Source organism: Paraburkholderia aromaticivorans, assembly GCF_012689525.1.
GTDB lineage: Bacteria > Pseudomonadota > Gammaproteobacteria > Burkholderiales > Burkholderiaceae > Paraburkholderia > Paraburkholderia aromaticivorans_A.
On the sequence record NZ_CP051516.1, the window covers coordinates 2,351,095 to 2,376,590 of the forward strand.

General features: G+C 62.5%; 23 protein-coding genes. 13 read left to right on the plus strand and 10 right to left on the minus strand.

From position 1 onward, the window contains the following. The first annotated feature begins 64 nt into the window (after positions 1–64). On the plus strand, positions 65–466 hold the full coding sequence (locus tag HF916_RS38690) for a hypothetical protein (protein ID WP_168794003.1): 402 nt from the start codon (positions 65–67) through the stop codon (positions 464–466). Between the two features lie 28 nt (positions 467–494). Here HF916_RS38690 and HF916_RS38695 read toward each other — a convergent pair whose 3' ends face one another. The 3 genes from HF916_RS38695 to HF916_RS38705 form a co-directional block, all read right to left on the minus strand. After that, on the minus strand, positions 495–1,616 hold the full coding sequence (locus tag HF916_RS38695; protein ID WP_168794004.1) for an aminotransferase: 1,122 nt from the start codon (positions 1,614–1,616) through the stop codon (positions 495–497). 45 nt (positions 1,617–1,661) lie between these two features. Further along, positions 1,662–2,903: an NAD(P)/FAD-dependent oxidoreductase gene (locus tag HF916_RS38700; protein ID WP_168794005.1), complete on the minus strand. Its 1,242-nt coding sequence runs from the start codon at positions 2,901–2,903 to the stop codon at positions 1,662–1,664. Between the two features lie 97 nt (positions 2,904–3,000). Continuing rightward, complete coding sequence (locus HF916_RS38705; protein ID WP_168794006.1) at positions 3,001–3,789, minus strand: ABC transporter substrate-binding protein; 789 nt, start codon at positions 3,787–3,789, stop codon at positions 3,001–3,003. 239 nt (positions 3,790–4,028) lie between these two features. Between HF916_RS38705 and HF916_RS38710 the strand changes: the two genes are divergently transcribed. The 8 genes from HF916_RS38710 to HF916_RS38745 all read left to right on the plus strand — a co-directional run bounded on the left by HF916_RS38710 (position 4,029) and on the right by HF916_RS38745 (position 15,372). Further along, positions 4,029–4,997 (plus strand): ornithine cyclodeaminase family protein, encoded by a 969-nt coding sequence (locus tag HF916_RS38710; RefSeq protein WP_168794007.1) that lies wholly within the window; start codon positions 4,029–4,031, stop codon positions 4,995–4,997. A gap of 188 nt (positions 4,998–5,185) precedes the next feature. Beyond that, on the plus strand, positions 5,186–5,830 hold the full coding sequence (locus HF916_RS38715) for a helix-turn-helix transcriptional regulator (protein WP_168794008.1): 645 nt from the start codon (positions 5,186–5,188) through the stop codon (positions 5,828–5,830). A gap of 435 nt (positions 5,831–6,265) precedes the next feature. Further along, positions 6,266–8,584 carry a sigma-54 interaction domain-containing protein gene (locus HF916_RS38720; protein ID WP_168794009.1) on the plus strand — a complete coding sequence of 773 codons (2,319 nt, stop codon included), beginning with the start codon at positions 6,266–6,268 and terminating at the stop codon, positions 8,582–8,584. After that, a complete protein-coding gene (locus HF916_RS38725; protein WP_168794010.1) occupies positions 8,574–9,800 on the plus strand; it encodes a DUF917 domain-containing protein in 1,227 nt (408 codons plus the stop codon). Before HF916_RS38720 ends, HF916_RS38725 begins: the two co-directional genes overlap by 11 nt. Further along, the gene (locus HF916_RS38730) at positions 9,797–10,522 is read left to right on the plus strand and encodes an aspartate/glutamate racemase family protein (RefSeq protein ID WP_168794011.1); all 726 of its coding nucleotides are present in this window, start codon (positions 9,797–9,799) and stop codon (positions 10,520–10,522) included. Before HF916_RS38725 ends, HF916_RS38730 begins: the two co-directional genes overlap by 4 nt. A 1,018-nt stretch (positions 10,523–11,540) precedes the next feature. Then, complete coding sequence (locus HF916_RS38735) at positions 11,541–11,729, plus strand: hypothetical protein (protein ID WP_168794012.1); 189 nt, start codon at positions 11,541–11,543, stop codon at positions 11,727–11,729. Between the two features lie 443 nt (positions 11,730–12,172). Next, on the plus strand, positions 12,173–14,434 hold the full coding sequence (gene katG / locus HF916_RS38740) for a catalase/peroxidase HPI (protein WP_168794013.1): 2,262 nt from the start codon (positions 12,173–12,175) through the stop codon (positions 14,432–14,434). A gap of 245 nt (positions 14,435–14,679) precedes the next feature. Continuing rightward, positions 14,680–15,372 carry an NnrU family protein gene (locus HF916_RS38745; RefSeq protein ID WP_168794014.1) on the plus strand — a complete coding sequence of 231 codons (693 nt, stop codon included), beginning with the start codon at positions 14,680–14,682 and terminating at the stop codon, positions 15,370–15,372. A gap of 36 nt (positions 15,373–15,408) precedes the next feature. On the opposite strand, the gene HF916_RS38750 is transcribed toward HF916_RS38745, so the two are convergent. Next, a complete protein-coding gene (locus HF916_RS38750; protein ID WP_168794015.1) occupies positions 15,409–15,720 on the minus strand; it encodes a hypothetical protein in 312 nt (103 codons plus the stop codon). A 210-nt stretch (positions 15,721–15,930) separates the two neighbouring features. Here HF916_RS38750 and HF916_RS38755 point away from each other — a divergent pair, with 210 nt between their 5' ends. After that, positions 15,931–16,170: a hypothetical protein gene (locus HF916_RS38755; protein ID WP_168794016.1), complete on the plus strand. Its 240-nt coding sequence runs from the start codon at positions 15,931–15,933 to the stop codon at positions 16,168–16,170. Positions 16,171–16,264: 94 nt separating this feature from the next. Then, the gene (locus tag HF916_RS38760; protein ID WP_240975678.1) at positions 16,265–16,840 is read left to right on the plus strand and encodes an NUDIX hydrolase; all 576 of its coding nucleotides are present in this window, start codon (positions 16,265–16,267) and stop codon (positions 16,838–16,840) included. Positions 16,841–16,910: 70 nt separating this feature from the next. Here HF916_RS38760 and HF916_RS38765 read toward each other — a convergent pair whose 3' ends face one another. From HF916_RS38765 to HF916_RS38780, 4 genes are all read right to left on the minus strand, one after another. Next, positions 16,911–17,354 carry a hypothetical protein gene (locus HF916_RS38765; protein WP_168794017.1) on the minus strand — a complete coding sequence of 148 codons (444 nt, stop codon included), beginning with the start codon at positions 17,352–17,354 and terminating at the stop codon, positions 16,911–16,913. 372 nt (positions 17,355–17,726) lie between these two features. Next, complete coding sequence (locus HF916_RS38770) at positions 17,727–19,211, minus strand: CHASE2 domain-containing protein (RefSeq protein ID WP_168794018.1); 1,485 nt, start codon at positions 19,209–19,211, stop codon at positions 17,727–17,729. 37 nt (positions 19,212–19,248) lie between these two features. After that, a complete protein-coding gene (locus HF916_RS38775; RefSeq protein ID WP_240975679.1) occupies positions 19,249–19,863 on the minus strand; it encodes an OmpA family protein in 615 nt (204 codons plus the stop codon). Then, positions 19,860–20,327 carry a FecR family protein gene (locus HF916_RS38780; protein WP_168794019.1) on the minus strand — a complete coding sequence of 156 codons (468 nt, stop codon included), beginning with the start codon at positions 20,325–20,327 and terminating at the stop codon, positions 19,860–19,862. The genes HF916_RS38775 and HF916_RS38780 overlap by 4 nt, the downstream gene beginning before the upstream one ends. A gap of 321 nt (positions 20,328–20,648) precedes the next feature. Between HF916_RS38780 and HF916_RS38785 the strand changes: the two genes are divergently transcribed. Next, complete coding sequence (locus HF916_RS38785; protein ID WP_168794020.1) at positions 20,649–22,106, plus strand: NCS1 family nucleobase:cation symporter-1; 1,458 nt, start codon at positions 20,649–20,651, stop codon at positions 22,104–22,106. A 116-nt stretch (positions 22,107–22,222) separates the two neighbouring features. Here the strand turns inward: HF916_RS38785 and HF916_RS38790 are convergent, their stop codons facing one another. After that, positions 22,223–23,593 carry an MFS transporter gene (locus HF916_RS38790; RefSeq protein WP_168794021.1) on the minus strand — a complete coding sequence of 457 codons (1,371 nt, stop codon included), beginning with the start codon at positions 23,591–23,593 and terminating at the stop codon, positions 22,223–22,225. A gap of 51 nt (positions 23,594–23,644) precedes the next feature. Beyond that, complete coding sequence (locus HF916_RS38795) at positions 23,645–24,895, minus strand: metal-dependent hydrolase family protein (RefSeq protein ID WP_168794022.1); 1,251 nt, start codon at positions 24,893–24,895, stop codon at positions 23,645–23,647. Positions 24,896–25,241: 346 nt separating this feature from the next. Between HF916_RS38795 and HF916_RS38800 the strand changes: the two genes are divergently transcribed. Next, positions 25,242–25,448, plus strand: coding sequence for a hypothetical protein (locus tag HF916_RS38800; RefSeq protein ID WP_168794023.1), 207 nt, complete (start codon positions 25,242–25,244; stop codon positions 25,446–25,448). Positions 25,449–25,496: the final 48 nt, after the last annotated feature.

Below are 25,496 nucleotides of genomic sequence, written 5' to 3' on the forward strand. Positions count from 1 at the left end.
GGAGCATGCTTCTGGAGATGCCATTACAATCCAGCACTTCGATCCGACAACCGTGATTCGCGCCATGAAATACCTCCTTGCATCGACACTCGTGGCGCTCACCGCGGCCGTAAGCACGGCCGCGACCGCGCAGACATCCGGGAGCAGCGACACACCCAAACTGCAGTGCGCGATTGGGTATGTCACCGGCGTCGGTGGATCGGCGCAGAGCTTTCGCGAATACCTGGCGACACCGGACAGAGACCGATATCGCTTCCTCGCGGACAACCCGATTCAATGCAAGGTTTCCGACGAGGGTCGCGCGTCCGGCTGTACCGGCCTCACGAACCTGCGGCATGAAAAGGTCAGCGTGTACGACGATATCGACAGCACGACGATGTCCGTCGTCGCGCGTGTGGAACTCGAACACGGCACATATCCGGTGATCATCGTCGTGCGAAGGCAGGACGTGCAGTGCGACGAGTGAGTGCCCTCACGCCTCGATTACAAATGACTCAGACTCGCTTCGCGAGAAAATCCGACACTTTGGCAAGCCCTGTTTCGAGCACGTAGCGGTTGTTGGCGTACCCAAGACGCACATAACCCTCCATGTCGAGCGCACTGCCCGGCGTCAGCATCACGCCGGTTTGTTCGATCAGTTCAGTGCAGAATTCAAGCGACGACATCGGCAGGTCGTATTTCAACAACGCCGTGGTTCCGGACTTGGGCTTGATATAAGACATCGCCGGTTCTTTGGCAATCCATGCGTCCACGATCGCCAGGTTCGTCCGCACGATGTCGTGGTTGCGTGCCAGAATCGCCGCGCGATTTTCCAGCGCGATGGAGGCAAAATGATCGTCGATCATGCCCACGCTGATCGTGTTGTAGTCGCGATGAATCGCGACAGCGCGGATCAGATCCTTCGGACCGGCGATCCAGCCGAGTCTCAGTCCCGCGAGTGAATACGTTTTGGACATGCTGCCGGTACTGATGCCGCGCTCGTACACGTCCGCAATCGACGCGGTATAACCACTGCCTTCCTGATCCGTACCGCGATACACCTCGTCGCATAGCACATACGCTCCGCACGAACGCGCAATCTCGCCGATCGCGGCCAGGAACGCCTCGTCCATCAGCGAACCGGTGGGATTGTTGGGGTTGTTGATCGCGATGAGTCGGGTTTTGTCGTTGACGAGACTGCGGAGTTCGGCGAGATCCGGCAGAAATCCGTTCTCCTCGCGCAGCTTCAGAATCCGCACGTCGGCGCCGTAGCTCTCGGGAATCGAATAGTGTTGCTGGTAGGTCGGCAGAACCGAAATCACCGTGTCGCCAGGCTCGACCAGGGTTTCGTACACCAGCGCGTTGCCGCCGATGGCGCCGTGCGTGACGATCAGGTTTTCCGGCGACTGGCGCGCGTACATGGCCGAGATCGCTTCACGCAGCCGGCTCGACCCTTCGATTGCGCCGTAGGTGAGCTTGAGCCCGCGCAGCTCGTCGAGAATGCTGTCCTGCTTGTTCGCCAGCGTCAGCAACTGATCGACCGTCAGCGATTCCACGCAGGTTTCCGCCAGGTTGTACGTACACTTGGTTTCGTACAGATCCATCCAGCGTTCGACGCCGAAGTCCTTGATCTTCATGTCACTCTCCTTTGTTATTCAATCAGGTGATCCGTTGATGAACATCTAGCGGAACCGCTCGGGACGGAATGGACGCGCATCGACAAAAGGCTGAGCGCCCGTCATCATCTCCGCCAGCAAACGACCCGTCACCGGACCGAGCGTCAATCCATGGTGGTTGTGGCCAAATGCAAACCAGAGCCCTTGATGGCGCGGCGCGGGCCCAATGACCGGCCGCATGTCGGGCGTACACGGACGCAAGCCGAGCCACGGGCGTTCGTCGAGCCGCGCGCCGAGACCGAATGTCGGTCTGGCAGTGCGCTCCGCGCGCTCCAACTGGATACCCGTCGGCTTCGCATCGCGCCGGGCTATTTCGACGCCCGTGGTCAGCCGCAGGCGCCCTTCCATCGGCGCTACCACGTAACCCTGCTGCGAGTCGACGAGCGGCATCGACAGCATGGGTTTTGTGGGTTGGTAATGCATGTGATAGCCGCGTTTCGCCCGCAGTGGAATGCGATATCCCAGCGGCGCGAACACCTGATCCGACCACGGGCCCAGTGCGACGACGACCTCTCTCGCGCTGATCCTGCCCGACGAGGTCTGCACGGTCCACGCGCCGCCTTCCGACTTCACCGTCGTCGCCTCGCCGATCAACAGCGCGCCGCCGCCCTCCTCGAACAGACGTGCATAACCTTTCGTCAACGCGCCGGGGTTGACGATGCTCTTTGGATCCTGCCAATGCAACGCCCCGCAAAATCCTTCTGCGACGCCGGGCTCGAGCGCGGCCAACGCCGCGGCATCGAGTGCCACCACACGCAACCCATAGGTACTTGCCGTGACTTCGGCAGCAGCCGCTTGCCGCAAGAACTCCGCTGACGTGCGAAACGCCTCGATCCAACCTTTGTCACTCGATAGCTGCCCGAGGCCGGCACGTTCGATCAGCACATCGTGCTCTGCAACGCTTTGCCGCATCAGAGGCAGCATGTCGTGCGCCGCGGCCATCAGCCGCTCGGGTGACGACTCCCACCAGAAGCGGGTGAGCCAGCCGGCAAAGGACGGCAGCGCCCGATAGTCCCAGTAAAGGTCGGTCGAGCGATTGCGCGCATAACGCAGCAGCGTGCCGAGATTGCGCGGAAAAGCGTACGGAACGACCGACGAACTTTCGATCAGGCCGGCGTTGCCGAAACTGGTCTCTTCACCCGGACCGCGCCGGTCGATCAGCGCCACCCGGCGGCCGCGATCCTGCAGATGCAGCGCGGACGACACGCCGACGATCCCGGCACCCAGCACGATTACATCGAAATCCATACACTCGCTCTGCTTTCCCTGGCGGGACCGGAAGCATGCATGCGACAGCACGCACATGGGTCCGGTGCGAATCCGTTCGCACCGGTTCGACAACGCCCTACTTCGCGATGATGTCGCGTTTGAAATACTTCTGCGAAAGCGCGCTGAGCGTGCCGTCTTTCTTCAGCGCGTCGAGCGCGGCATCGATTTTCCCGGCCAGCGCCTTGTCGCCCTTGCGCAAGCCGAAGCCGGTCCCTTCGCCGAGCGTCGCCGGGTCGCTGAGCGGCTGGCCGGCAATCGCATAGTCATGGCCTGCGGGCTTGTTCAGGAAACCGTCCTGAACAGTCTGCGCTTCCTGAACGGCAGCATCGAGACGGCCGGCCACGAGGTCGGCGTACACCTGGTCCTGGTCGGCGTAAGAAACGATCGACACACCAGCATTCGCCCAATGGCGCTTCAGAAAATCTTCCTGCGACGACGCCTGCAGCACGCCCACGCGTTTGCCCTGCAGACCCTTCACGTCAGGCAGCAAGCCCGAACCGCGCTTCGCCACCATCACGATCGGTACGACATAGATGGGCCGCGTGAAAGCGATCGTCTGCTTGCGCTTGTCGGTGATGTTCATGGCCGAATTGATCACGTCGAATTTGCGGGCCTGCAACGCGGGAATCAGCCCGTCGAATGCATTCTCCACCCACTCGCATTTCACGCCCATCTTCGTGCAGACGGCGTTGCCGACGTCGACGTCGAAGCCCTCCAGTTGCCCTGTCGGCGACTTGCTTTCGAACGGCGGATAGGCGGCCTCGATGCCGAAGCGCAAGGTGTTTTGGGTCTCCGCGCTGACGGTGCCGACCGAACCGAGCAACGCGGCAGCGACGAAAATTGAAAGTGAAAGCTTCTGAAACATGGTGGCTCCCTGTGTGGTTAGGGCATCGCGAATTGAGGACACGGACGACGGCTGACTGCAAAGCCTCGAGGCGGCGCTTGAGGCACCGGAGCAACCCGGGCTCACGCTCTCTCTGGATGAACAGTCTATTCTGGACTCCGGCAAAAGCAAGCAATTTTCAAAATAAAAGTCCAGACTGGACATTTTGACTTTAGAATTGCTGCCACGCCGCAGGCCGGCACGTTATGGAGAGCAGTTCAATGAGCAAGATAGACAAAGCCGTTCCGTTGATCGTCGATGAGGAAACCGTTCGCGAAGCCCTTCCTCATCTCGACGTGCGCAATGCGTTGACGCAAATGTTTCGCGCGCTTGGCAACGACGCCGCGGCGCAGCCGCCCCAAACGCTGACGCTGTTTCCAGGCGGCGCGGGGGACTTCATTACCTACCTCGGCGTGATGGCGAGCGCCAAGGTATTCGGCGCGAAACTGTCGCCGTATATCGTTACGCCAACCAGGCCGGTCATTACCGCGTGGACCGCGCTGATGTCGATGGAAACGGGACAGCCTTTGATGTGGTGCGATGCCGGCCTGCTCACGATCGAGCGCACGGCTGGCGCAACGGCGCTCGCCGTCGAGCACCTCGCCGCGCCCGATGCGGGAAGGCTCGCGATCATCGGTTCGGGCGCGGTGGGCCAGGCGCATCTGCGGCACCTGGCGTCCGTGCGTCCCTGGCATTCGATTCAGGCGTTTTCGCCGGACCTCAAGGACAACGCGGCGAAACGCGCCGCGCTCGCGGCCCTCGACGAGCGCGTCGCCGTTTGCACCGCGATTGAAGATTGCGTGCGCGATGCCGATGTGGTGGCCTTGTGCACTTCATCGGGTACGCCCGTGCTGCACGAAGGCATGCTCGGCAAGCCGGCGCTCATTACGTCGATCAGCACCAACGCTGCGAACGCCCACGAAATTCCGCCCTCATGGATTCCCGCCATGGACGTCTATTGCGATTACCGGCAGACCACGCCGGCCAGCGCGGGCGAAATGAAGTTGGCCGCGGAGCGACATGGCTGGTCCGCCGAAAACGTGGTGGCCGATTTGCCCGAACTCGTGTCGGGCGTCGCGCACAAGCCGTCCTATCAGAAACACGCATTTTTCCGCTCGATCGGACTGGGACTCGAAGACGTGGCCATCGCGTTCGAACTTTTCAGGCATTTGACGCAGCGGGATGCATGACGTTGCGCTGCTAAATGCTGTCACACCGGGCGCGCGATGAGCGGGCCGAACACGGCGCAACGAACGCGGAGACAGCGCCTGGATCGAGATCCCGCTCGTGGCAAAATGGCGGATATCACGAGAACTTGCAGCACGATGACGCAACAACACGCTGCGGACTCTGCGAAACCGGAACTTCATCCCTCCCTATGCGAAAGACCAAGACCACGGCCGCACGTCGGCTGCTTCTGGATCGATACAGCCGTGTCGCCGACGGCATCGCGCTGCTGTTTTTCCCGTACGTCGAAATCGTCATTCATGACTTGCAAAGCCAGACCGTTGCTTACATAGCCAACAACCTGTCCAAGCGCGAACTCGGCGACGAGTCGGCGCTGGAAGAAATGGATCATTCGGCCGAGTCCGGCACCATCGGCCCTTATGAAAAAATCAACTGGGATGGCAGGAGAATGCGCTGCGTCAGCACGGTGCTCTTCGACGACGCCGAGGCCGCCATCGGCGTAATGTGCGTGAACTACAACATCGCGGTATTCGAGGACGTGAAGCACGTGATCGACCGCGTGATCTCCGGCGCAGGTTTGGTGAAGCAGCCTGAGGAACTGTTCAAGGACGACTGGCAGGAGCGCATCAACACGTTCCTTCACACCTGGCTCCAGGAGCGTCAGTTGGCGCTGAACTCCCTGACTCGCGACCATCGCCGCGAACTGGTTGAAGCGCTGTGGGCCGAGGGCGCCTTTAAGGGGAAAAGCGCGGCGAATTATGTGGCGAATGTACTCGGAATGGGGCGTGCCACCGTCTATCAACACATCAGGGATCTGCGAGGGGCGGCGGCCTGACCGGCAAGCCCACTTTCATTAAAGAATCATGACTGGGACGCCGATATCCGGGTAACGCATCATCAACCGCCAGGCGCGTTTTTGCCGTCGCGTCAGATACCCATTCGTGCCTTGCCCTTACACGCCATCCACCACGCCTGCCGCCGAACCGGCGGCAGCGCCGCAAGCTTTCATCAGCCTCCAGCCGGACAGCGCTGCACGGCTCGCAACACATTGCGATGAAATCCGCAAATGCGCCGTTGCGACGATTAATTTGGAAAAGGGCAAGATCGGCAACAAGCCGTCATACTCTGTCTCTTCTTGCGGCGGACGGTCCCGACAGCGCAACCGGAAGACTTCACCGGAAACGCGATCGATGCATGACCGTCCGCTCCGTCCTTTCGACGGCAATTTCCGCGTAGCGCCGCGCGCGGTTCAAGTGGAGCGTGCTTTGCAATGAGTTACCCCCCTGTCGTTCCGTTCGTCCACGACAAGGCTGATTCGGGCGCCTTCGTGGGCGGCGCCCCGGCGTTTCGCCAACTGGTCCGTATGATCGATCGGGTTGCCCCGACTGATCACCCTTTACTCATTTTCGGCCCGACGGGTTCGGGCAAGGAACTGGTCGCGCGCCGGGTGCATGCGCACAGCCAGCGCCAGGATCAACCATTTGTCGACGTCAACTGCGGCGCGATTCCCGAGAACCTCGTCGAAGCCGAACTGTTCGGGCATGTGAAAGGCGCGTTCACGGGCGCGGCCGAAAACCGTCAGGGACTTTTTCAGCAGGTCGGCAAGGGCACACTGCTGCTCGATGAAATCGGCGAACTGCCGCTCGCGCTGCAACCGAAACTGTTACGCGTGCTTGAAACGCGGACCTTCCGTCCGATCGGCTCATCCACCAGTCTGCATTTCGCGGGGCGCGTCGTCGCCGCGACCCACCGCGACCTGCGCGAGCTCGCGCGTGGCGGGCTATTTCGCGAGGACCTGTTCTACCGGCTCGCGGTCTTCGTGCTCGCCGTCCCCGGACTCGAGCAGCGCATCGAGGACATTCCGGCGCTGGTCGTTCACTTCGCATCGCAACACGCGCGCCGCCTCGAGTTCTCGCCGGCTGCCATCCGGCGGCTTTGCCAGCATTCGTGGCCGGGCCATATCCGGCAATTGCGCAACCTGATCAGCCAGTTGAGCGTGCTTGCCGAAAACACGCTCATCGATGTCGACTCGCTCGAGCCGTTTCTCGCCAACGAAACCGGCGGGCCGGTGTCGCGCGCCAGTCTCGCCGACATGCTGTTGCAACTCGAAGGCCGCGACAAGCTCGCCGCCGCCGAAGACCTGTTGATCGACCGTGCGCTCGAGCGGACCAGCGGCAACAAGAGTGCGGCCGCCACCATGCTCGGCGTGGGGCGCAAGACCATCGAGCGGCGGCTGAAGTCGCGCGAGGAACATCACCGCGAAGCGCGCAAGTGTCTCGAACACGCGAGCGCGCTGATCGAGGAATCGAAGTTCGCGGAAGCGATTCCACTGTTGCGCCGCTGCCTCGACGTGCTGCAGACGCCCCACGAACAGGAGGCCGTGCGCCGTTTGCAGTTCGACGCCTACCGGCTGCTCGGCATGAGCTTGCGCAGCGTGCACGGCTGGCTCTATGCGGAAGCCACCGCCTGCTACGCCGCCGCGCTGACGATCGGCGAAGGCGTCTGCGAGCCCGCCGAAATTGCCGCGATCCAGTTCGGCATCTGGACCACGCAGCTGACGACGCTCCAACTCAAGCAGGCGCGCGGAACCGCGCAGAACATGCTGGAGCGCGCGCAGAACGGCGGCGACCGGGTCTCGCTCGACGAAGCCCACGTCGCGATGACCAACACCCTCTTCTGGCTCGGCGACAGCGAGGAAGCGCTGGCCTGTCTCGCGCGCGGCAACCTGCTCGGCGTGGGACGCAACGATACCCGTACCGGCTCGCAAGGGATCGATCTCGCCAGCCTCGCGTTGACCTTCGAAGGGCTGGCCGCCTATCAGATCGGTGCATTCGGCCAGGCGCGGCGCGCCATGGAGATGTTGATTCTGCGCGCGTCCGAACCGGGCGCGCATGCGCTCGCTCATGCCGTCAACCTGCAGGGCGCCGCGTGGCTTGCCTGCCTGTTCGATGACGTGGACCGGCTCGGCCATCTCGCGAGCGAACTCGAATCGGTGTCGATCGCGAACGGTTTCGCGTTCTATCGCGGCGTCGGCCAGGTGTTGCGCGCATGCCATCTCAGTGCGCTCGGCCATTCCGACGAAGCGGAAACCGTGATGCTCGACGGCTACGACAACCACGTCGTGTGCAATGGCGGTGCGCTGTTCTATTCCTTCAAGACGTGGCAGCACGGTGAACTGCTGCTGCGCGCGGGCCGCGCCAAGATCTGCGAGGCGATTCTCGCCACCGCGATCGACGAGACCCTCGCCCGTCAGGAACGTGTCTATCTGGGCGAACTGCTGGTGACCCGGGCGCGCGCGCAGTGGGCGCTGGGCGATGTGCACGCCGCGGAACTGGGTCTGCGCACCGCGCTGTCCACCGCGCTTGCGTTCGGTTCAGTGCCGGCGCGTGTGGACGCCGCGCGCTATCTCGCCGATCTGCTGCGCTCCACCGGCCGCGGCGCCGAAGCCATCGACACACTCGAGCGCGGTTTGCGCTCGCTAACGACGGATCCGACCACTCGCGTCACCAGCGCCGCGAGTCTGCTTGCCGAACTTCAGCTGGACGCCTCTTTCAACCTCGACAGTAAAGGAATCGCAAATGGCATATGAATTACGCCGGGAAGATCTGGAACCGCTGCTATTGGGAGCAGCGTTCTTCGGTAGCGGCGGCGGTGGCACGATTGAATCTGCGCGGCATCTCGCCGAGCATTTCGTTACCGGCGACTATTACCCCACCGACACGGTCAAGGTCGTGTCGGTCGACGAGGCCACCGAAGGCGCGGCCGTCATGGTCGCCTATCTCGGCGCGCCTGAAGCGATCAACTCCGCGACCTTTCCGATCGGACCCGTGACGGCCGTGCAGAACGTCCAGACCCGGCTCGCCTCGCAATCCACCAAGCTCGCCTACGTGATGCCGCCGGAAAGCGGCGCGCTGGGCTTCACGGTGGCGGCGCTCGTGGCGGCGAAACTCGGCCTCGCGGTGATCGACGCCGACGGCGCCGGCCGCGCCGTGCCCTCGCTGCCGATGCTTACCTTCGCGGCCGCCGAGATCGATCCGCGCCCGGCGTTCCTCGTGAGCCAGGGTGGCCTGTGCGTCGAACTCGACGTGACGCCGCGCAACAGCAACCAGGGCGGCCCGACGCATCAACGCGACGTGTCGGCGATCGTCGAGCAGATGATGCGTCCGGTCGTCGCCGATCCCGAGTTCGGCCAGTTCGGCGGCCTCGCGATGTGGGTGATGAAGCCGGCCGACATCCGCCGCGCCACGCCGATCCATGGCACCTTGACGCGTGCGCTCGAACTCGGGCGCGCGTTGCAGGCCGGACGGATCGGCAGCGCCCAGCAGATGATCGGCTATCTCGCCGAGCATTGCGGGCTCGCCGCGCGCGCCATCTCGGAACCCGGCGAGCTGGTCTCGGCCGAGGTCGATACGAGCGGCGGCTTCGACGTCGGCAAGGTGCATATTCAGGCCGGACAGCGGACCTATACGGTGCTGTATCAGAACGAGTCGCTGCTCGCGTGGGACAGCGCAAGTCCGCAGCCGATCGTGTTGTCGCCGGACAGCGTGGCGTATTTCGTCGGCGGCGAAGGTCAGGCGATCTTCAGCAACGGCGACCTGCTCAAGGATGACGGTTCGTTGAACCCGGTGATCGGCAAGCGCCCGGTGACCCTGATCGCCTGGCGTGCCGAAGCCGAATTGCGCAAGCCCGGCCTGATTCTCGACAGCTTCATGCAGTTGCTGAACACGCTCGGCTATCTCGGGCCGTATGTGCCGCTTGAATCACTCCATTCGCACCACACCGCACGCAAGGGAGACGCATCTTGAGCGCACCCATTCGTATCTGCGTGCTGGTGCCCGTCGCCACGTCGGCCTACAACGACCGCATCATGAAGGCCATCGCGCCGGTCTTGCCGTCGGACGTGCAGGTCGAGATCCGCAATATCACCACGGGGCATCCCGACATCGAGAACCGTACGAACTGGCTGCAGAACGGCATGCCGGTGGTCGAACTCGCGCAGTCCATTGCCAACGACGGCTTCGACGGCATCTGGCTGACCGACTTCGACATGTGCGGCGTCGAGGCCGCGCGCGAAGTGATCGATATCCCGATCATCGGCGGCTTTCCCGCTACGGCCTTCACCGCGCTCGCGCTCAGCCAGCGTTTCTCGATCATCACGATCCTGCAAAGCACGCTGGCGATGCAGCGCGGTCATCCGCAGACCTACGGCATCCAGGACAACTTCGCGTCGATCCGCGCGATCGATTGCCCGGTCTCGCAACTCGACAACGTCGACGTGGTGGTCGTTCGCACCTTCGAGGCGGCGCTGAAGGCGATCAAGGACGACGGCGCGCAAGCCATTCTGCTCGGCTGCACCGGTTTCGTCGACGTCGCGAGCCGCGTCTCCACGCTGCTCGGCGAGGCGCTCGGCGCGTATGTGCCGGTGATCGATCCGAATCAGGCCGGCTTCAGCTTCCTCGTGTCGCTGGTGCGGATGAAGGTACGTCCCAGCCGGTTGACTTACAGCAAGGTCAGTCTCCAGTCGTAAGCCGGGCGCTTCTCTCTCCGTGCTCGTCCGGCGCGGCACGCTTGCCTCGCCGGACTCTCTCGCTTTCCAGTTCCCCACCTTTCCCCTGCCTCCCCATCGCTTTCGTCCCCATGTGGACGAAAGCGCCCTCTCGTCATGCTCGATACGGTCAATTGGACGAAATCGTCCAATCTTCAGGCTGCGCATGGACGAGATTGACCAATTGCGTGTCTGAAAATCTCCTGCATCCCTGCTCGGATGCGGTTTCGAGGCTTGGCACGGTCATTGCTTAAATAGTGAGACGAAACGCCGCCTGAAAAAGCAACCTGGACAGGCGGTTTCGAAACATGCAGCAAATCCGTCCGACAAGCCGGGGGAACCTGAGAGACCAACAAGATCGCGCGCTACAAAGCGTTCGACACACCGACGTCCGGCGACATGCAGATTGGCAGATTGGCAGATTGCCGCTGGTCGCCGACGCAGCCGAACCCCGGAGCCGTTGCTATTCACCGAGGTCATTCGGTTAGTGATCCGAACCATGGTTGACGCGCCGATCGAGTCCGACGACACCGTGTCGTTGGCAACAGACCGAGAGAGGGCTGTGCTGTTGTTGTAGTTGTGACTGTCGTGTGTCGACGCATCGCGACCGAATGCTTCCATAGAGAAGATCGTCGCGATGCGTCACTGCGAAATCGCGGACTCCGTCTGGCTATGCACCGGGTGAGCTGCTACAGGGTGCGGCCGTCGTTGCCTTCCCTTCCGGGGACAAGCAGCGGCGGCTTGCTCTTTTTGATCAGGCTGCGCCACGCGCGGCGCATTCACCAACCCTTCGCGGGGTATTCGAATCATCGGCCGGCGGCACTGCACGCCCAGCCATCCCGACAGATTTTTCTGGATCGTCAGACCAGCGGCCTCTTGCATTGCATCACCACGCAGATCCACTGCGTGAACAGAATCTGCTTTTTGCAACCCTACACGGCGTCAGATTGCTAGCGACGTCGTGAGCGGACCACACTAGCCATTCACGGGGATTCAAACAATGCACCACCACATTTTCGAAAGCGAACTCGTTCATCTGGAACGCGTCATCGCCTGCGCGTCTCGAGAGCCTTTCCCGCCCACCTACTGGCGCGATCGCGTCGAACATCTGAAAAATTGTCCACACGCGCCGCTGTTCCGCTATCGCATTGCCCGCCTGACCCGTCTCGTCGCCGAACTGAACGGGTAGCCGCAACCTTCGGTATTTGATTGGCCTTTTCGGTAGACCGTTCAGGTCTATCCTCTACCTCGACACCACCGCCTTCGGCCGCTCCCAGCAATGGGGCCGGTCAGCATGGGCTATGGCACCGAAAGCACGCGGCATTTCATAGCCGTGTACTATCGACGGCATTGCCTTAATCTCATTCTATTGATGGTGAGTCTCACCTATATTTTGAGTTGCAGCAGCAGGCCTGCCGACGCGAGCTATGGTCGTCCAATGCATGCCACGATATCCGTATCGGGTAGAGAGCATGCGCGTCGGGTAATTGCAGCGGTACACCCAGTACGCCCACAAGAGCCCACCAGGTGATGTTCCGGCAGCCGCCTCGGCGCGGGATCGTGCAATGCGCCAAAGAAGACAGACACCGTAACAGAACAAATTGTGGGTACGTCCTCTCAAGGAGATAGCGCATGTCAAGCGAAGCAAAGTGCCCGTTCAACCATACTGCCGGCGGCGGCACGACGAACCGTGACTGGTGGCCGAAGCAGCTGCGGCTGGACCTGCTGAGCCAGCACTCCAGCAGGTCGGACCCGCTGGACGGCAGCTTCAACTACGCCGAGGCTTTCAAAACCCTCGATCTGGCGGCGGTAAAGACGGACCTCGCCGCGCTGATGACCGATTCGCAGGATTGGTGGCCGGCCGACTTCGGCCACTACGGTCCGCTGTTCATCCGCATGGCGTGGCACGCGGCCGGCACGTACCGCATCGGCGACGGCCGCGGCGGCGCCGGGCGCGGCCAGCAGCGTTTCGCGCCGCTCAACAGCTGGCCGGACAACGTCAGCCTCGACAAGGCGCGCCGCCTGCTCTGGCCGATCAAGCAAAAGTACGGTCAGAAGATTTCCTGGGCCGATCTGCTGATCCTTACCGGCAACGTCGCGCTCGAAACCATGGGCTTCAAGACCTTCGGCTTCGCCGGTGGTCGCCCCGACACGTGGGAGCCGGATCAGGACGTCTACTGGGGCAACGAAAAGACCTGGCTGGGCGGCGACGTCCGTTATGGCAAGGGCGCCGCAGGCGATGAAGACGACGGCGGCGTGATCGTCGCCGACGTAGAAAAGCACGGCGAAGAGGTCAGCCGCGACGATAACGGACGCAACCTGGAAAATCCGCTGGGCGCCGTGCAGATGGGCCTGATCTACGTCAACCCGGAAGGCCCGGACGGCAATCCGGACCCGCTTGCCGCGGCACACGACATCCGCGAAACCTTCGCTCGCATGGCCATGAACGACGAGGAAACGGTCGCGCTGATCGCTGGCGGCCACAGCTTCGGCAAGACGCACGGCGCCGGTCCGGCCGATAACGTCGGTCCCGAACCCGAGTCCGCCGATCTCGAGAATCAGGGGCTAGGCTGGAAAAACAGCTACGGTTCCGGCAAGGGCGCCGACACCATCACCAGCGGCCTGGAAGTCACCTGGACCACCACGCCGACGAAATGGAGCAACAACTTCTTCGAGAACCTGTTCAAGTACGAATGGGAATTGACCAAGAGCCCGGCCGGCGCCAACCAGTGGGTCGCCAAGGGCGCCGACGAGACGATCCCGCACGCTCACGATGCCTCCAAGAAGCAGCGGCCGACGATGCTCACCACCGACCTTTCGCTGCGCCTCGACCCGGCCTACGAGAAGATTTCACGGCGCTTCCTGGATAATCCCGACCAGCTCGCGGATGCCTTCGCCCGCGCATGGTTCAAGCTGACTCACCGCGACATGGGACCGCGCGCCCGCTACCTCGGTTCGGAAGTGCCCGCTGAAGAACTGATCTGGCAGGACCCGATTCCGGCAGTCGACCACCCGCTGGTCGACGAGCAGGACATCGCCTCGCTCAAGCAGAAGATCCTGGCGTCGGGGCTGCCCGTGTCGCAACTGGTGTCGACGGCCTGGGCGTCGGCGTCCACCTTCCGCGGTTCGGACAAGCGCGGCGGTGCCAACGGTGCGCGTATTCGCCTCGCCCCGCAGAAAGACTGGGCCGTCAACCAGCCCGAGCAACTGTCGAAGGTACTGAAGGTCCTCGAAGGCATCCAGAGCGAGTTCAACGGCGCGCAGTCCGGCGGCAAGAAGGTGTCGCTCGCCGACCTGATCGTGCTGGCCGGTAGTGCCGGCATCGAGCAGGCGGCAAAGAGCGCCGGCCATGAGGTGACGGTGCCGTTTGCGCCGGGACGCATGGACGCCTCGCAAGACCAGACCGACGTGGAATCCGTCGGCGCGCTCGAACCCGTCGCCGATGGTTTCCGCAACTATCTGAAGGGCAAATTCAGTGTCCCGGCTGAGGCATTGCTGATCGACAAGGCGCAATTGCTGACGTTGACGGCGCCGGAAATGACCGTGCTGATCGGCGGCTTGCGCGTGCTGAACGTCGGGACCGGGCAGAATCCGCAAGGCACCTTTTCCGACAAGCCAGAAACGCTGACCAACGACTTCTTCCGCAACCTGCTCGACATGAGTGCGGAATGGAAACCGGTCTCGCCGGCCCGTGACGTCTTCGAGGGGCGTGACGGTAAAACCGGCACGGTGAGGTGGACCGGTAGCCGCGTCGATCTGGTGTTCGGTTCGCATGCCCAGTTGCGGGCGCTGTCCGAGGTCTATGCAAGCGAGGACGGCAACGAGAAATTCGTCCGCGACTTCGTCGCCGCGTGGGTCAAGGTGATGAACCTCGACCGGTTCGACCTCGCCTGAGCGGGCGCCGCGGTTCCGTCAGGGTTGCCGCCCTGACGGGACGCTGCCCCATCGGGTGAAGATAAACTGCCAGGTTACGGTGCGAGCCCCGTTGTATCGGAGCCGCACCGTGTGTTTTTGCGCGAGACGAGGCGCGAGTGTGCGAGAGTGGCGGATGGGCGAAACCCTATCTCAAGGTCGAGAGCCCGTGCACCGCGCCGTCGACAATCACGGCGCTACGGTCAACGACTTGAGGAGCCGGGTCAATGGGAAGCACCAGCGCAGTTGCGGCAGCGGCAATCGCCTTTCTGGGCAGTCACTTTCTCCTCTCCCATCCGCTGCGCAGACCGTTGGTCGGCGCAATCGGCGAAGCGGCATTCCTGGGTGTCTATTCGCTGGTTGCGTTCCTGACGCTCGGCTGGCTAATCGTGGCTTACGTAAAGGCGCCCCTCTCCACACCGCTATGGCCGGTAGGAGACGGGCTCTGGGCGGTTGCGACCGTGGTCATGCTGATCGCGTCGATCCTGCTGATGGGTTCCCTGATCCGCAATCCGGCGCTGCCCACCGGCGGCCGGCCCGGTTCGTTTCCCGACGCCGCCCGCGGCGTGTTCGCGGTAACACGCCATCCGATGATGTGGTCGTTCGCGCTGTGGGGTCTGTGTCACATCGCCGTGTTCCCGGTAGCCAAGAACATCATTCTTGCAGCGGCCATGGTGATCCTCGCGCTCGTCGGCGCCGCGCTGCAGGATCGGAAGAAGGAGCGGCTCCAGCCCGATCTCTGGCCCGCATGGGAATCGCAGACCAGCTACCTGCCGTTCGCGGCGATCGCCGCCGGCCGCGCGCGGCTGGGCGGGTTCGGCATGCACGCGCTGTTGGGCGGTCTCGTCGTCTGGCTCGCGGCGACCTGGGCTCATATCCCGCTCACCGGCTGGGCCGCCGGCATCTGGCGCTGGCTGTAGACGCAGCCTCGTCAGTGCCGTCGCTTAAACCCCGCTTCATGCCATTGCATGTCGGCTCGATGTGAACAGCTCTTTGCTCGTCGAGGTGAAATCGGCTGCCTGAAGTGGAACCGTATCTGAACCGCAGATCGAACGCTTCTCGCCGGCTCGGGCCAGGATGCGCGCCATGTGCACATAGAAATGCTGCAGTTGTTTCGCGTCCGAAGCGGCTGGTTCGAGGTCGAACACATCTTCGAGCACGCGGCGCGAGACGTAGAAACGTTGAAGTCCGTGGACGATGCGAATCTGAAAGACGACGCCGTCACTATTGTGCGGCACCGCTGCCCAAATGAGCGAATGGCTACCCATGGAGCCCCCGTAGATCATGTCGGATCAATAATTCGTCAATTCATGTTCGCATATCTCAGTGAACGGCGAATCTTTTCAAAATTGTGACGCTTCATGATTCGACATTTTTACCACGGTCGACATATTGCAGTGCAGCAAAATACCTGTAGACTGAAGACGGGGCAACTGCAATTGTGCACCCACGGTCGCAATATGACGGGAGAATGCGCCATGACGACTTCTCAGTCTTCACACACCCCAACCGTCCCTGAATTGCATGTCTTCGAGCAAGCCGGAGGCTGGCATTGGGGCATCACAGTCCCGCGCGCGAAGGGAAGCGGATTCAAACTGATCGCCTTCAGCGAGACAACCTTCGCGGTTGAGGACGCCGCTCGCACGGACGGGAGCCAGGCGTTGGAGAGCCTTGCGGATAGCGGTGCACGCGACCGGATCACTACCGACGTCGCGTGAGTTCAATCGGCCTTCGATCGTCGGCGCCACGCTGCATGCGAAGTTCGCCGCTGCACCGACGCCACAATATTGTCACACTTTAAAACGACGATCGATGCTTGCACCGTCCCTGGACTGGACGGGCGGCACGGCGAAGACATTCTGTCGCCGTCCCGACGATAGTGACCGCTGTGTGGCCGCCCTTCGCCCGATCCAGGCATGCGACGTGCTCCACATGACGGCGAAAAACATGAGAGACACCGTGAAGCAACGAGCGACTGTTGTCTGCCAGCTTGGCAGGCGAATCCTCCTGGTCAGCCGGGATGGCACCCGTTGGTCGATACCTGGCGGCAAGCCCGAGACAGGGGAAGATCTTCGTGAAACCGCGATGAGAGAATTGGTGGAGGAAACGCGCCTTCATGCAATGGACATGCGGTACCTGTTCGGCTTCACCGGCATCCACACCTGCCACCATGTATTTGTCGCAACGATTGCCGATGGCGACCAGCCAGTGCCCAGCAACGAAATTACGCGTTGTACCTGGGCGAAGGTAACGGAGGTGGGCAATCTGCCGGTCAGTACTTCGACGAAGGGGATCGTTGAAGTGCTGGCCATGGCGTCCAACGGTGCATCGAGACTGCCCAGCGACTGCAACCAGGCAGCGGCTATCGGCGTCCACTTCTCTCGCTGATGACACCGCCCCGGCGCAGCATAACGGCCTTAAGGGGCGCTACCCGCAGCGAGCCGCCGCTCGTCGAAGCCTACGACTTTGCAGGGCGCCCGGTCTTGACCTGCTCCACAGCGGACACTGCCGCCAGGAGACGCTTCAGCGCCGCGGATTCGAGCAGAATCAATCCAGCACGCAGGATTTCGCCCTTCTTCACGGACACGCCGGCAGCCAGGCATTTCTGTTTCAGCGCAGCAATTTTGTCGTAATCCGATTTCGGCATCGTGAAGCTGTCACGCACGACTTTCTCTTTCTTCGCGCGCTTGTCTTTGACCGCCACACCTGCTTTGACAGGCACTGCCTCGTCAGCTGCGACCTTCTTTTCCTTCGACACTTTCTTGGCGCTCGCGCTCTTCTTTTTTACCGCGACGGTCGCGGTGGGTTCGGCAACGTCGCCCTCAATTTCGGGGGCGGCGCCGGCACCCTTCGGGAAGTGAAAGGACTTCTTCGTTGCTTTCTTCAGGCTCGGCTCACTCATCAGAATCTCCATGCAAAATTTAACGGTATAAACAGTATATACGGTTATTTTGCGGCATGGGTTCCGGACGTAGAGCGTCGGTCGATTACGCGTTGTCGCAGCGCAGCAAAAATGGCCTTGGATTCGCTGCGTCGCAGCGTAGCGACCCGCGTTCGCCACGCGTGCTCGACGCGGATTTCACCCACCAGGCTTTAACGCGTGTGGTCACCCAAGCGCCACGATTCGATGGAATAATGACGTTTCGTGCTCACCTGGATGACTCGTAGAATTGCAGCCGGATGCGCTGCAAGCCGACATCATTCAGGGGGGCGCGCTTCACCCGCATCGAGTTATTTCGTCAATGACCGATGACCGCGATGACCAGAGTCTCCCTCAAGGTCCCGGCGCCTTGCCGGTGCGATCATCGCCTCCCTCGCGCCCCTGCGCGTGCGCGGTTTCTGTTCTGCCGGGTTCGTCGGCATGAAGCAATGCGGGCGTAAGAAAGCAGCCCATGACGGCTGAAAGAATAATGAAAATCGAGGCCGCATCGACCAGCAGCCCAAACCGGATAAAAATCAGAAAGCAGCACAACACATTCAGCAGATGCAGGAGTAAGCCCAGAACGGTGGAACCCTTCGGGACGGTTCGCATGAACACCGCAAAGCGCGACTGACGCTGCGGCACATACCAGATGATCAGCAGCCCGAACGTCATGATGAAGGCGCTTTCCGCCCATTTCAGCCAGGTGGGCCGGCGCAGGAAACGCCCCTCGACAATCGTCTCGATGACTTGCGCCTGGATCTCGATGCCCGGCACCAGTTCCTTCAGCGCGGTCGTGCGCATGTCGGTCACGCCCGCGCCGGTCAGGCCGACCAGAACCAGCTTGTTGCGGATCCGGTCGGGATCGACGGTTCCCTGCAGGACGTCGCGCGCCGACACGTAGCGGCTCAGCGTCGAGCGAATGGACGCGAAATGCAACCAGATGTCGCCGCCGGGCTGCGTGGGCACCTGCACATCCGCGACGCCCACCGCTTGCACGCCAGATGCGTCGGCAAAGACGTCAATCGCCGATGATCCGGTCGCGAGGCGGAGCATTTCCATCGGCAGACTGGGGACCAGCTTCTCCCTCAAACCCATGATGAGCGGAATATGCCGGACCACGCCCTGTTCGAGCGCCACGCTCAGCATCGCTTGCCCATGAGCCGCCGCCTGCAATTCCGGCAAGCTGGCGAGCACATAGTCGAACCGTTGCACCGAGTCGAGCGGGTCGGCGCCATGCACGAGGATCGGCGCACTGCGCATATCAGTGCGGGTGGCGAAACCGGCATGATCGAGCGGCGCGGCGCCCAGTATGGTCGGCGCGGCGCGCAACGAGCGCGCGAGAATGGCTTCGTGACTCGGCAGCGCCCGCAAGCCGGCGGCCAGCGCCGCTGCCGATTTCGGCAGATCGGCGGCCACCTGGTCGGGCGAGGTCTGATCCGGCTCGGGCATGTAAATGTCGAGGCCGATGGCCAGCGGTTTCAATGCGTCGATGGCATCGACCAGGGTCGCGAGTCGATTTCGCGGCCACGGCCATTGACCGACGCTCGCCAGCGTCTCCTCGTCGATCTCCACGATGGTCACGGGCTGCGCAGTCGGAACCCGCGGGAAGTGACGTTGATACTGGTCGAACAGAATTTGCCGGGCGGTTTTGAAGGAGTCAGGCAGCGCCGCGTCGAGTGCGTCGACGAAAGCCGGACGCGGTATGTCGCTCGGCCATTCGCTGGTCAGATTGAGCAGGCTCAGGCCGAACAACAACGCCAGTGCCACCGGGCGCCCCTGGGCCGCCTTCAGCAGATGCCTGATCCGCGCATGCCATGGGGCGAAATAGCGTTTCATCGACGGAAAGGCCAATCAGCACCCAGACTGGCGCGGGTCATTGGATGGTGATGACTGCGCGCCGGTTCATGCGATGGGGAACCCCATCTGCCGTGGGGACCAGTGGCTCGCGCTTGCCGCGGGCCGCGGTCTCTATCCTTTGCGCAGGAATGCCTTGCTTGATCAGGAATGCGGCAACCGTCTGCGCCCGCTGCATGGACAGTCTGTCATTGAATTCCTGCGAGCCTGCCAGGTCGGTGTGACCAACCACCACGAGCTGAGGCGCGGGCCAGGTCGCGAGGACGGTTTTCAGTTTCTGAACCGTGGCGGCCGACTCCGGGGCCAGTTCGGTAGCGGAGTCGAACAGAAAAAAGATCGTGAATGTCATGGGCCGCGGCGGCCGGGCCGCGAGCAGCTCGCCATATCGTGCCTGCACACTGGATTGGCTATCCAGTGTTGTTTCGATGCTACCGCCCTTGGTGACGTCGACGCCGGCGTAAGCCTTGTCGATGGTCTGCTCTCCTGTGGCGCTGTGCACGACGACCGCCCCGACCTTGCCGTCAGGGTCCGGCAATAAAATAATTTTGTCCGGGGTGCTACACGCGGCCAGCGAAGCCAGCATGACGAATGCCGCTGCCCATGCCAGCCCGTAACGTCGGATCGAGGCCTTCAACGTGCCCCCTCCCCTTTATCGCCGACTTCGATGATGAACTCAGTGCCACGCACGCCGAGCGTGGTAGTCGGCGTGCTGAAACGGACGGCATCCGGATTCGCCTTCGCCAGCTTTCCGGAAATCACGGCGAGAGAACCGCGTTTGACGGAGGCGTCGAGCACGCCGTCATGGGTCGTGGTGTTGAACGCGAATTTATTGAGGTCGAGAATGGTGTCGGCGCCGGCCGACAGTTGGGTGGTGTCACGCAGCGTGATGCCGACGGAGGACTGCGGGCCGGTCACGATACGATCCTTGCCATATACCTCGCTGCCGATGGCCGCGCCCGAACTTGCTCCGGACCGCTCGATCTGCACGGTGCCCTTGACGGTCTTGACAACACCGGCGGCATCGTCGGCAAGTGCGTCCGCGATAGTCAGGCATCCGCAGGCGAGGAGCAACGCATAGTGAGCGGCTTGGAGACGCATCGGTGGCACCTGATGGCGTAAACCTGCATTCCGCGCGACAGCGCGGCTCCCTGATGTCGGCGGAGACTTCTCTGCGGCATCTATCAGACTAGCGCCGCGCCCCGGGTGACTCTGTGCGCTTCCGCGCATATCGCCCAGAGACACTTCATTGGCAGCCGGTTTGCGTCGGCATGGCTCTCGATTAAGGGTTAACCCATTTAGAACTGCGCATCAAAGTGCATACAGTTCTTGCATACGAGCCTGCTTCAGACGCGGGGGTATTGCCGCCCAGGGACTTCCGGCGGTGTTTCCTCAGTTCCACGAACTCAAAGGAGATGACAGATGGAAATCCGCGACCCTTCGCCCGGCCTCTACAACGAAGATCTCGCCCCCGCCAGGGTGCGCAACTGGGGTGCCTTCAGCATCTTCAACGTCTGGACCTCGGACGTGCACAGCCTCTGGGGCTACTACCTCGCCGCCAGCCTGTTCCTGCTGTGCGGCACGTTCACCAACTTCGTGCTGGCGATCGGGCTCGGCTCGCTGGTGATCTTCGCGCTGATGAACCTGATCGGCTACGCCGGCGAGAAGACCGGCGTGCCCTACCCGGTGCTGGCGCGCGCTTCCTTCGGCGTGTGGGGCGCCAACCTCGCGGCGCTGGTGCGCGCCGTGGTGGCCTGCTTCTGGTACGGCGCGCAGACGGCCGCGGCGGCGGGCGCGCTGGTCGCGCTGCTCATCCGCAACGACAGCCTGATGGCGTTCTACAAGGGCACGCACTTCCTCGGCCACGCGGGACTGGAGGTGATCTGCTACGTGGTCATCTGGGCGCTGCAGTTGCTCATCATCCAGAAGGGCATGGAGACGGTGCGCAAGTTTCAGGACTGGGCCGGCCCGGCGGTGTGGGTCGCGATGCTGATTCTGGCGATCGGGCTGTGCGTGAAGGCCGGTGGCTTCTCGTTCTCGCACGGCATTCCGATGGACGTGCTGCTCGATAAAACCAAAGATGCCGGTGTCAGCGGCGAGCCCGGCTCGTTCTGGGCGCTGATGGCCGTGGGCGCGACCTGGATCACCTACTTCGCGGCGCTGTATCTGAACTTTTGCGACTTCTCGCGCTACGCGAAAAATCGCGACGCCGTGAAGAAAGGCAATTTGTGGGGCCTGCCGGTCAATCTGATCGCGTTCTCGCTGGTCGCCGGCATCACCACCATCGCCGCCTTCAAGGTGTATGGCGAGGTGCTGCTGCATCCCGAGCAGATCTCCGCCAAGTTCGACAGCTGGGTTCTGGCGCTCATCGCGGCGCTGACCTTCGCGGTCGCTACGCTGGGCATCAACGTGGTCGCCAATTTCGTCTCGGCCGCGTTCGACATCTCCAACGTTTTCCCCAGGCAGATCAGCTTCAAGAAGGGCGGCTACATTGCCGCGGCCATCGCGCTGGTGCTCTACCCGTTCGCGCCGTGGGAAGGCAACGCCGCGCACTTCGTCAACGCCATCGGCGCGACGATGGGCCCTTTGCTGGGGATCATTCTGGTGGACTACTATCTGGTGGCCAAGGGCAACATCAACGTCGCGGCGCTTTATCAGGAGCACGGTGAGTACCGTTACGAAGGCGGCTGGAACGTCAACGCGTTGGTCGCGGCGGCGACCGGTGGCGTGTTTTCGACCCTTCTACCGAACTTCACCACGCTGCTGCCGGTCTGGTGGAATACCTACGGCTGGTTCTTCGGCGTGCTGATCGGCGGCGGCACGTATCTGATCATGGCGACGCTGCGGCCACGCACGGCGATCGCGACGACCCGCGCTTAAGGGTGCTTCGTGGGGCTGAACGCGGTACCGCGCGTTCAGCCCTATGTGATTTAAGCATTAGCGCGCGCAGCATCGCGCAGGCGGACTGGTCGTCACGATAGCCGCGCCTGCTTTTCTCACGGGTTGACCTGCCCTGCTGCAATGTCTTCCAGCGATCTTCCGCGCGTCGGCACGCCCATGAGTAGCACCGCCATCGCGCCGATCAGCAGCACGAGCGTCGTCGCCCCGAACACGCCGGCAAAGCCCAGCCGCGGATAGACGTACCCGACGAGGATAGGCGCGGCAATCGCACCCAGCCGGCCAATCGACGAAGCGAGCCCGGTACCTGTCGCGCGCACGTCCGTGGGAAAGACCTCCGGGGTGTAGGCATAAACGCCGGCATAGGTGCCGTTCATGAAGAACGAAAGCAGAATGCCCGACACCATGATGCCCGTATCCGTACGCGTCAAAGCAAGCCCGAGCGCCGATACGCCGCCCAGGATCATGTACGACGCGATCGTCCCCTGGCGGCCGATCTTCTCGTTGAGCCACGCGCCCGAAAAGTATCCCGGGATCTGCGCAATGTAAATCACGAGCGAATACGAAAAGCTCCGCGTGATCGTCATCCCGTTCTGAACCAGCAAGCCGGGAATCCACGTGAAAAAAGCGTAATAGCTGAACGTGATGGATAGCCACATCAGCCACGTCATGGCCGTAATGCGCGCGAGCTTCGCCGCCCATAACGCCTTGACGTTCGCGATGATCGAGGCCCGTCCGGCCGCGAGCGGAACGGATCCCTCGCGCACGGCAGGCAGCGGCTCCAACTGTATGCCGGCTTTCATCACTTCCGCTTCCATCCGCGACACGATCGCATCGGCTTCCGCGTGCCGGCCGCGCGCTTCGAGCCAGCGCGGCGACTCGGGCAACGCGCGGCGCCACCAGAGCAGCATCACAATGGGCAGCGCCGTGATGACCATGACCGCGCGCCATGCATTGGGTGCGAGCGGGATCACCAGATAGCCGAGCAGTGCAGCCGCCACGAAGCCAAACGAGAAAAACCCCGCGAGGCTGCCAGTGAAACTGCCGCGATACCGTCGCGCCACGAACTCCGAGAGAAACGGCGCGACGATGGCGCTTTCCGCTCCCGTCCCCAAGCCGGCGACAATGCGCGTCGCCAGAAAAAATCCCCAGTCGTTCGCGAGCGCGCTGGCAATAGAGGCGAAACAGTAGATCACGAGCGCATACATCATGACCTTGCGTCGGCCGATGATATCGCCGAGCATGCCCGCGAGCATCGCGCCGACGAAATAGCCCATGAACGTACCGCTTCCCAGCACGCCGGTCTGCACGCTCGTCAACCCCCATTGCGTGCGCAGCACCGGCAGCAGGAATGCGAGCACGGCGGCGTCCATCGCGTCGAAGGTGTAGCCGAGGCCGCCCATCAAAAGCAGACGGCGGTGAAAACCTGAAAACGGCAATCGCTCAATACGGGCGGCAATCATCGACATGGACAGGCTCCGATCAGGACATTGGGACGGCGCGCAGGCGCGCTCATACGGTCAAGCGCTTTCGAGTTCGTTGACGAAGATCCGGCCATCCTTCATCACGAGCGGAATATGCTCGCCCTGACCTAACAGGCAATCGACGGATTTCAAAGGATTGCCGTCGACCACCAGCACATCGGCATGCGCGCCCGGCATGATTCTGCCGAGCTTGTCCTGCATGCCGAGCACTTCCGCGCCGACGAGAGTCGCGCTCGCGATCACTTCGGCCGGCGACATGACGTCGGCCAGAATCCGGAACTCATCGCTTTGCAGCCGCTGCGCTTCGCCGAGCAGGTCCGTGCCGAAGCCCAGTTTGACGCCGGCGCGCTTCATGATTTCGATCGAGTGCAGACCCGCGCCATGCACGTCCGCGACCTTGGCAATACTGGCCGGCGGCAGTCCATATTTCTCGCCTTCGCTTGCAAGGGCGTCGTAAGTGACGAGGGTCGGCACGACATACGCGCCGTGCTCCGCGACGATGCGTGCGGTCTCCTCGTCGATCAGATTGCCGTGTTCGATCGTGCGCACGCCGCAACGCACGGCGCGCGCGATCGCCGCGGGCGTATAGGCATGCGCCAGCACATACGTGCCGCGCCCTTGCGCTTCGGCGACGATCGCGCGGATCTCGTCTTCGGAGTAACCGAACGCGCCGACTGGATCGGTGGGTGAAGCAACCCCGCCCGACGCCATGATCTTGATCTGGTCGGCGCCCATCTGCAGTTCCTCGCGCACGGCCCGGCGCACTTCATCGACACCGTCCGCCACGCGGCCGAGCGCGCCGACGCGCACGCAGCATCCGCAGGGGGAATCGGGCGGCATGTAGTCGGAGCGGGCGCGCGGATCGGCGTGACCGCCCGTCTGGCTCAACGCGCGGCCGGACACAAAAAGGCGCGGACCTTCGATGAGCCCCGACTCGACCGCCTGCTTGAATGGATACCCTGCTCCACCCGCGTCGCGCACGGTGGTGAAGCCGCGGCGCAGCATCGCGCGCATGATCGGCACGGCGCGCAGCGTGACGAGCACGTTGGGTAGCGTCGCCACGCGCGGCAGGTTGAACTCGATTGCAACGACATGCACATGCAGATCGATCAGACCCGGCATGATCGTTTTGCCTTTGACGTCGATCACATGCGCGTTGTTGCTTTTGATCGGCTTATCGGACACTTCGCGGACGAAGCCATCCTCGATGAGAATTTCAAAGCCTTCCAGCAGATCAGGATGGGTAGGATCGAGCAGCGCGCCGTTACGTAGGACGAAGGTGGTCAAGTGTTGTCTCCTTCAGGTTTCGATCGTAGCGCCCGGCATACGGGCCTCGCTTCGAGTAAGAGAGGCCGACGTATGGAAGCGCTGCCAGGCTAGTCGTCAGGATCGATCTCGCACGCATCAAGTATGACGCTGACGAACACCCGGCGCAAAGCGGATCGAAAAAAGCTTTTCCCACATGTTGATCTATTGCATGCCTCAGCATTAAGATGGGCACCTCGGCGCGCAACATGCCATCCAGATGCAGGATGACATCCCGCCGCCGACATCACCGAATTGATCCTGCTCGCGAAGCGAGGGCAACGGATCAGGTTCCCAGCCAGGCAGCAAGCTCAGCCAGGAGACGACGATGCTCAGTCCACACGAATTCGCGACCCTCATGTTGCTCAAGGATGCACCGGATCTACTGAGTCTGGACGGTGCCGATCTGGAAGTGCTTCTGGAGCGCCAACTCGTCACGCTGGAAGACCTCGCTTCCGGGCAACAACGCCCGCTCATTACCGCTGATGGACAGATATTTCTGAAGGCCGCCGCTCGTATCCTGAACGACGAATGACACGTATCGCCTGATCAGTTGCACAGTCAAGGAGTGTTGCATGGCCGA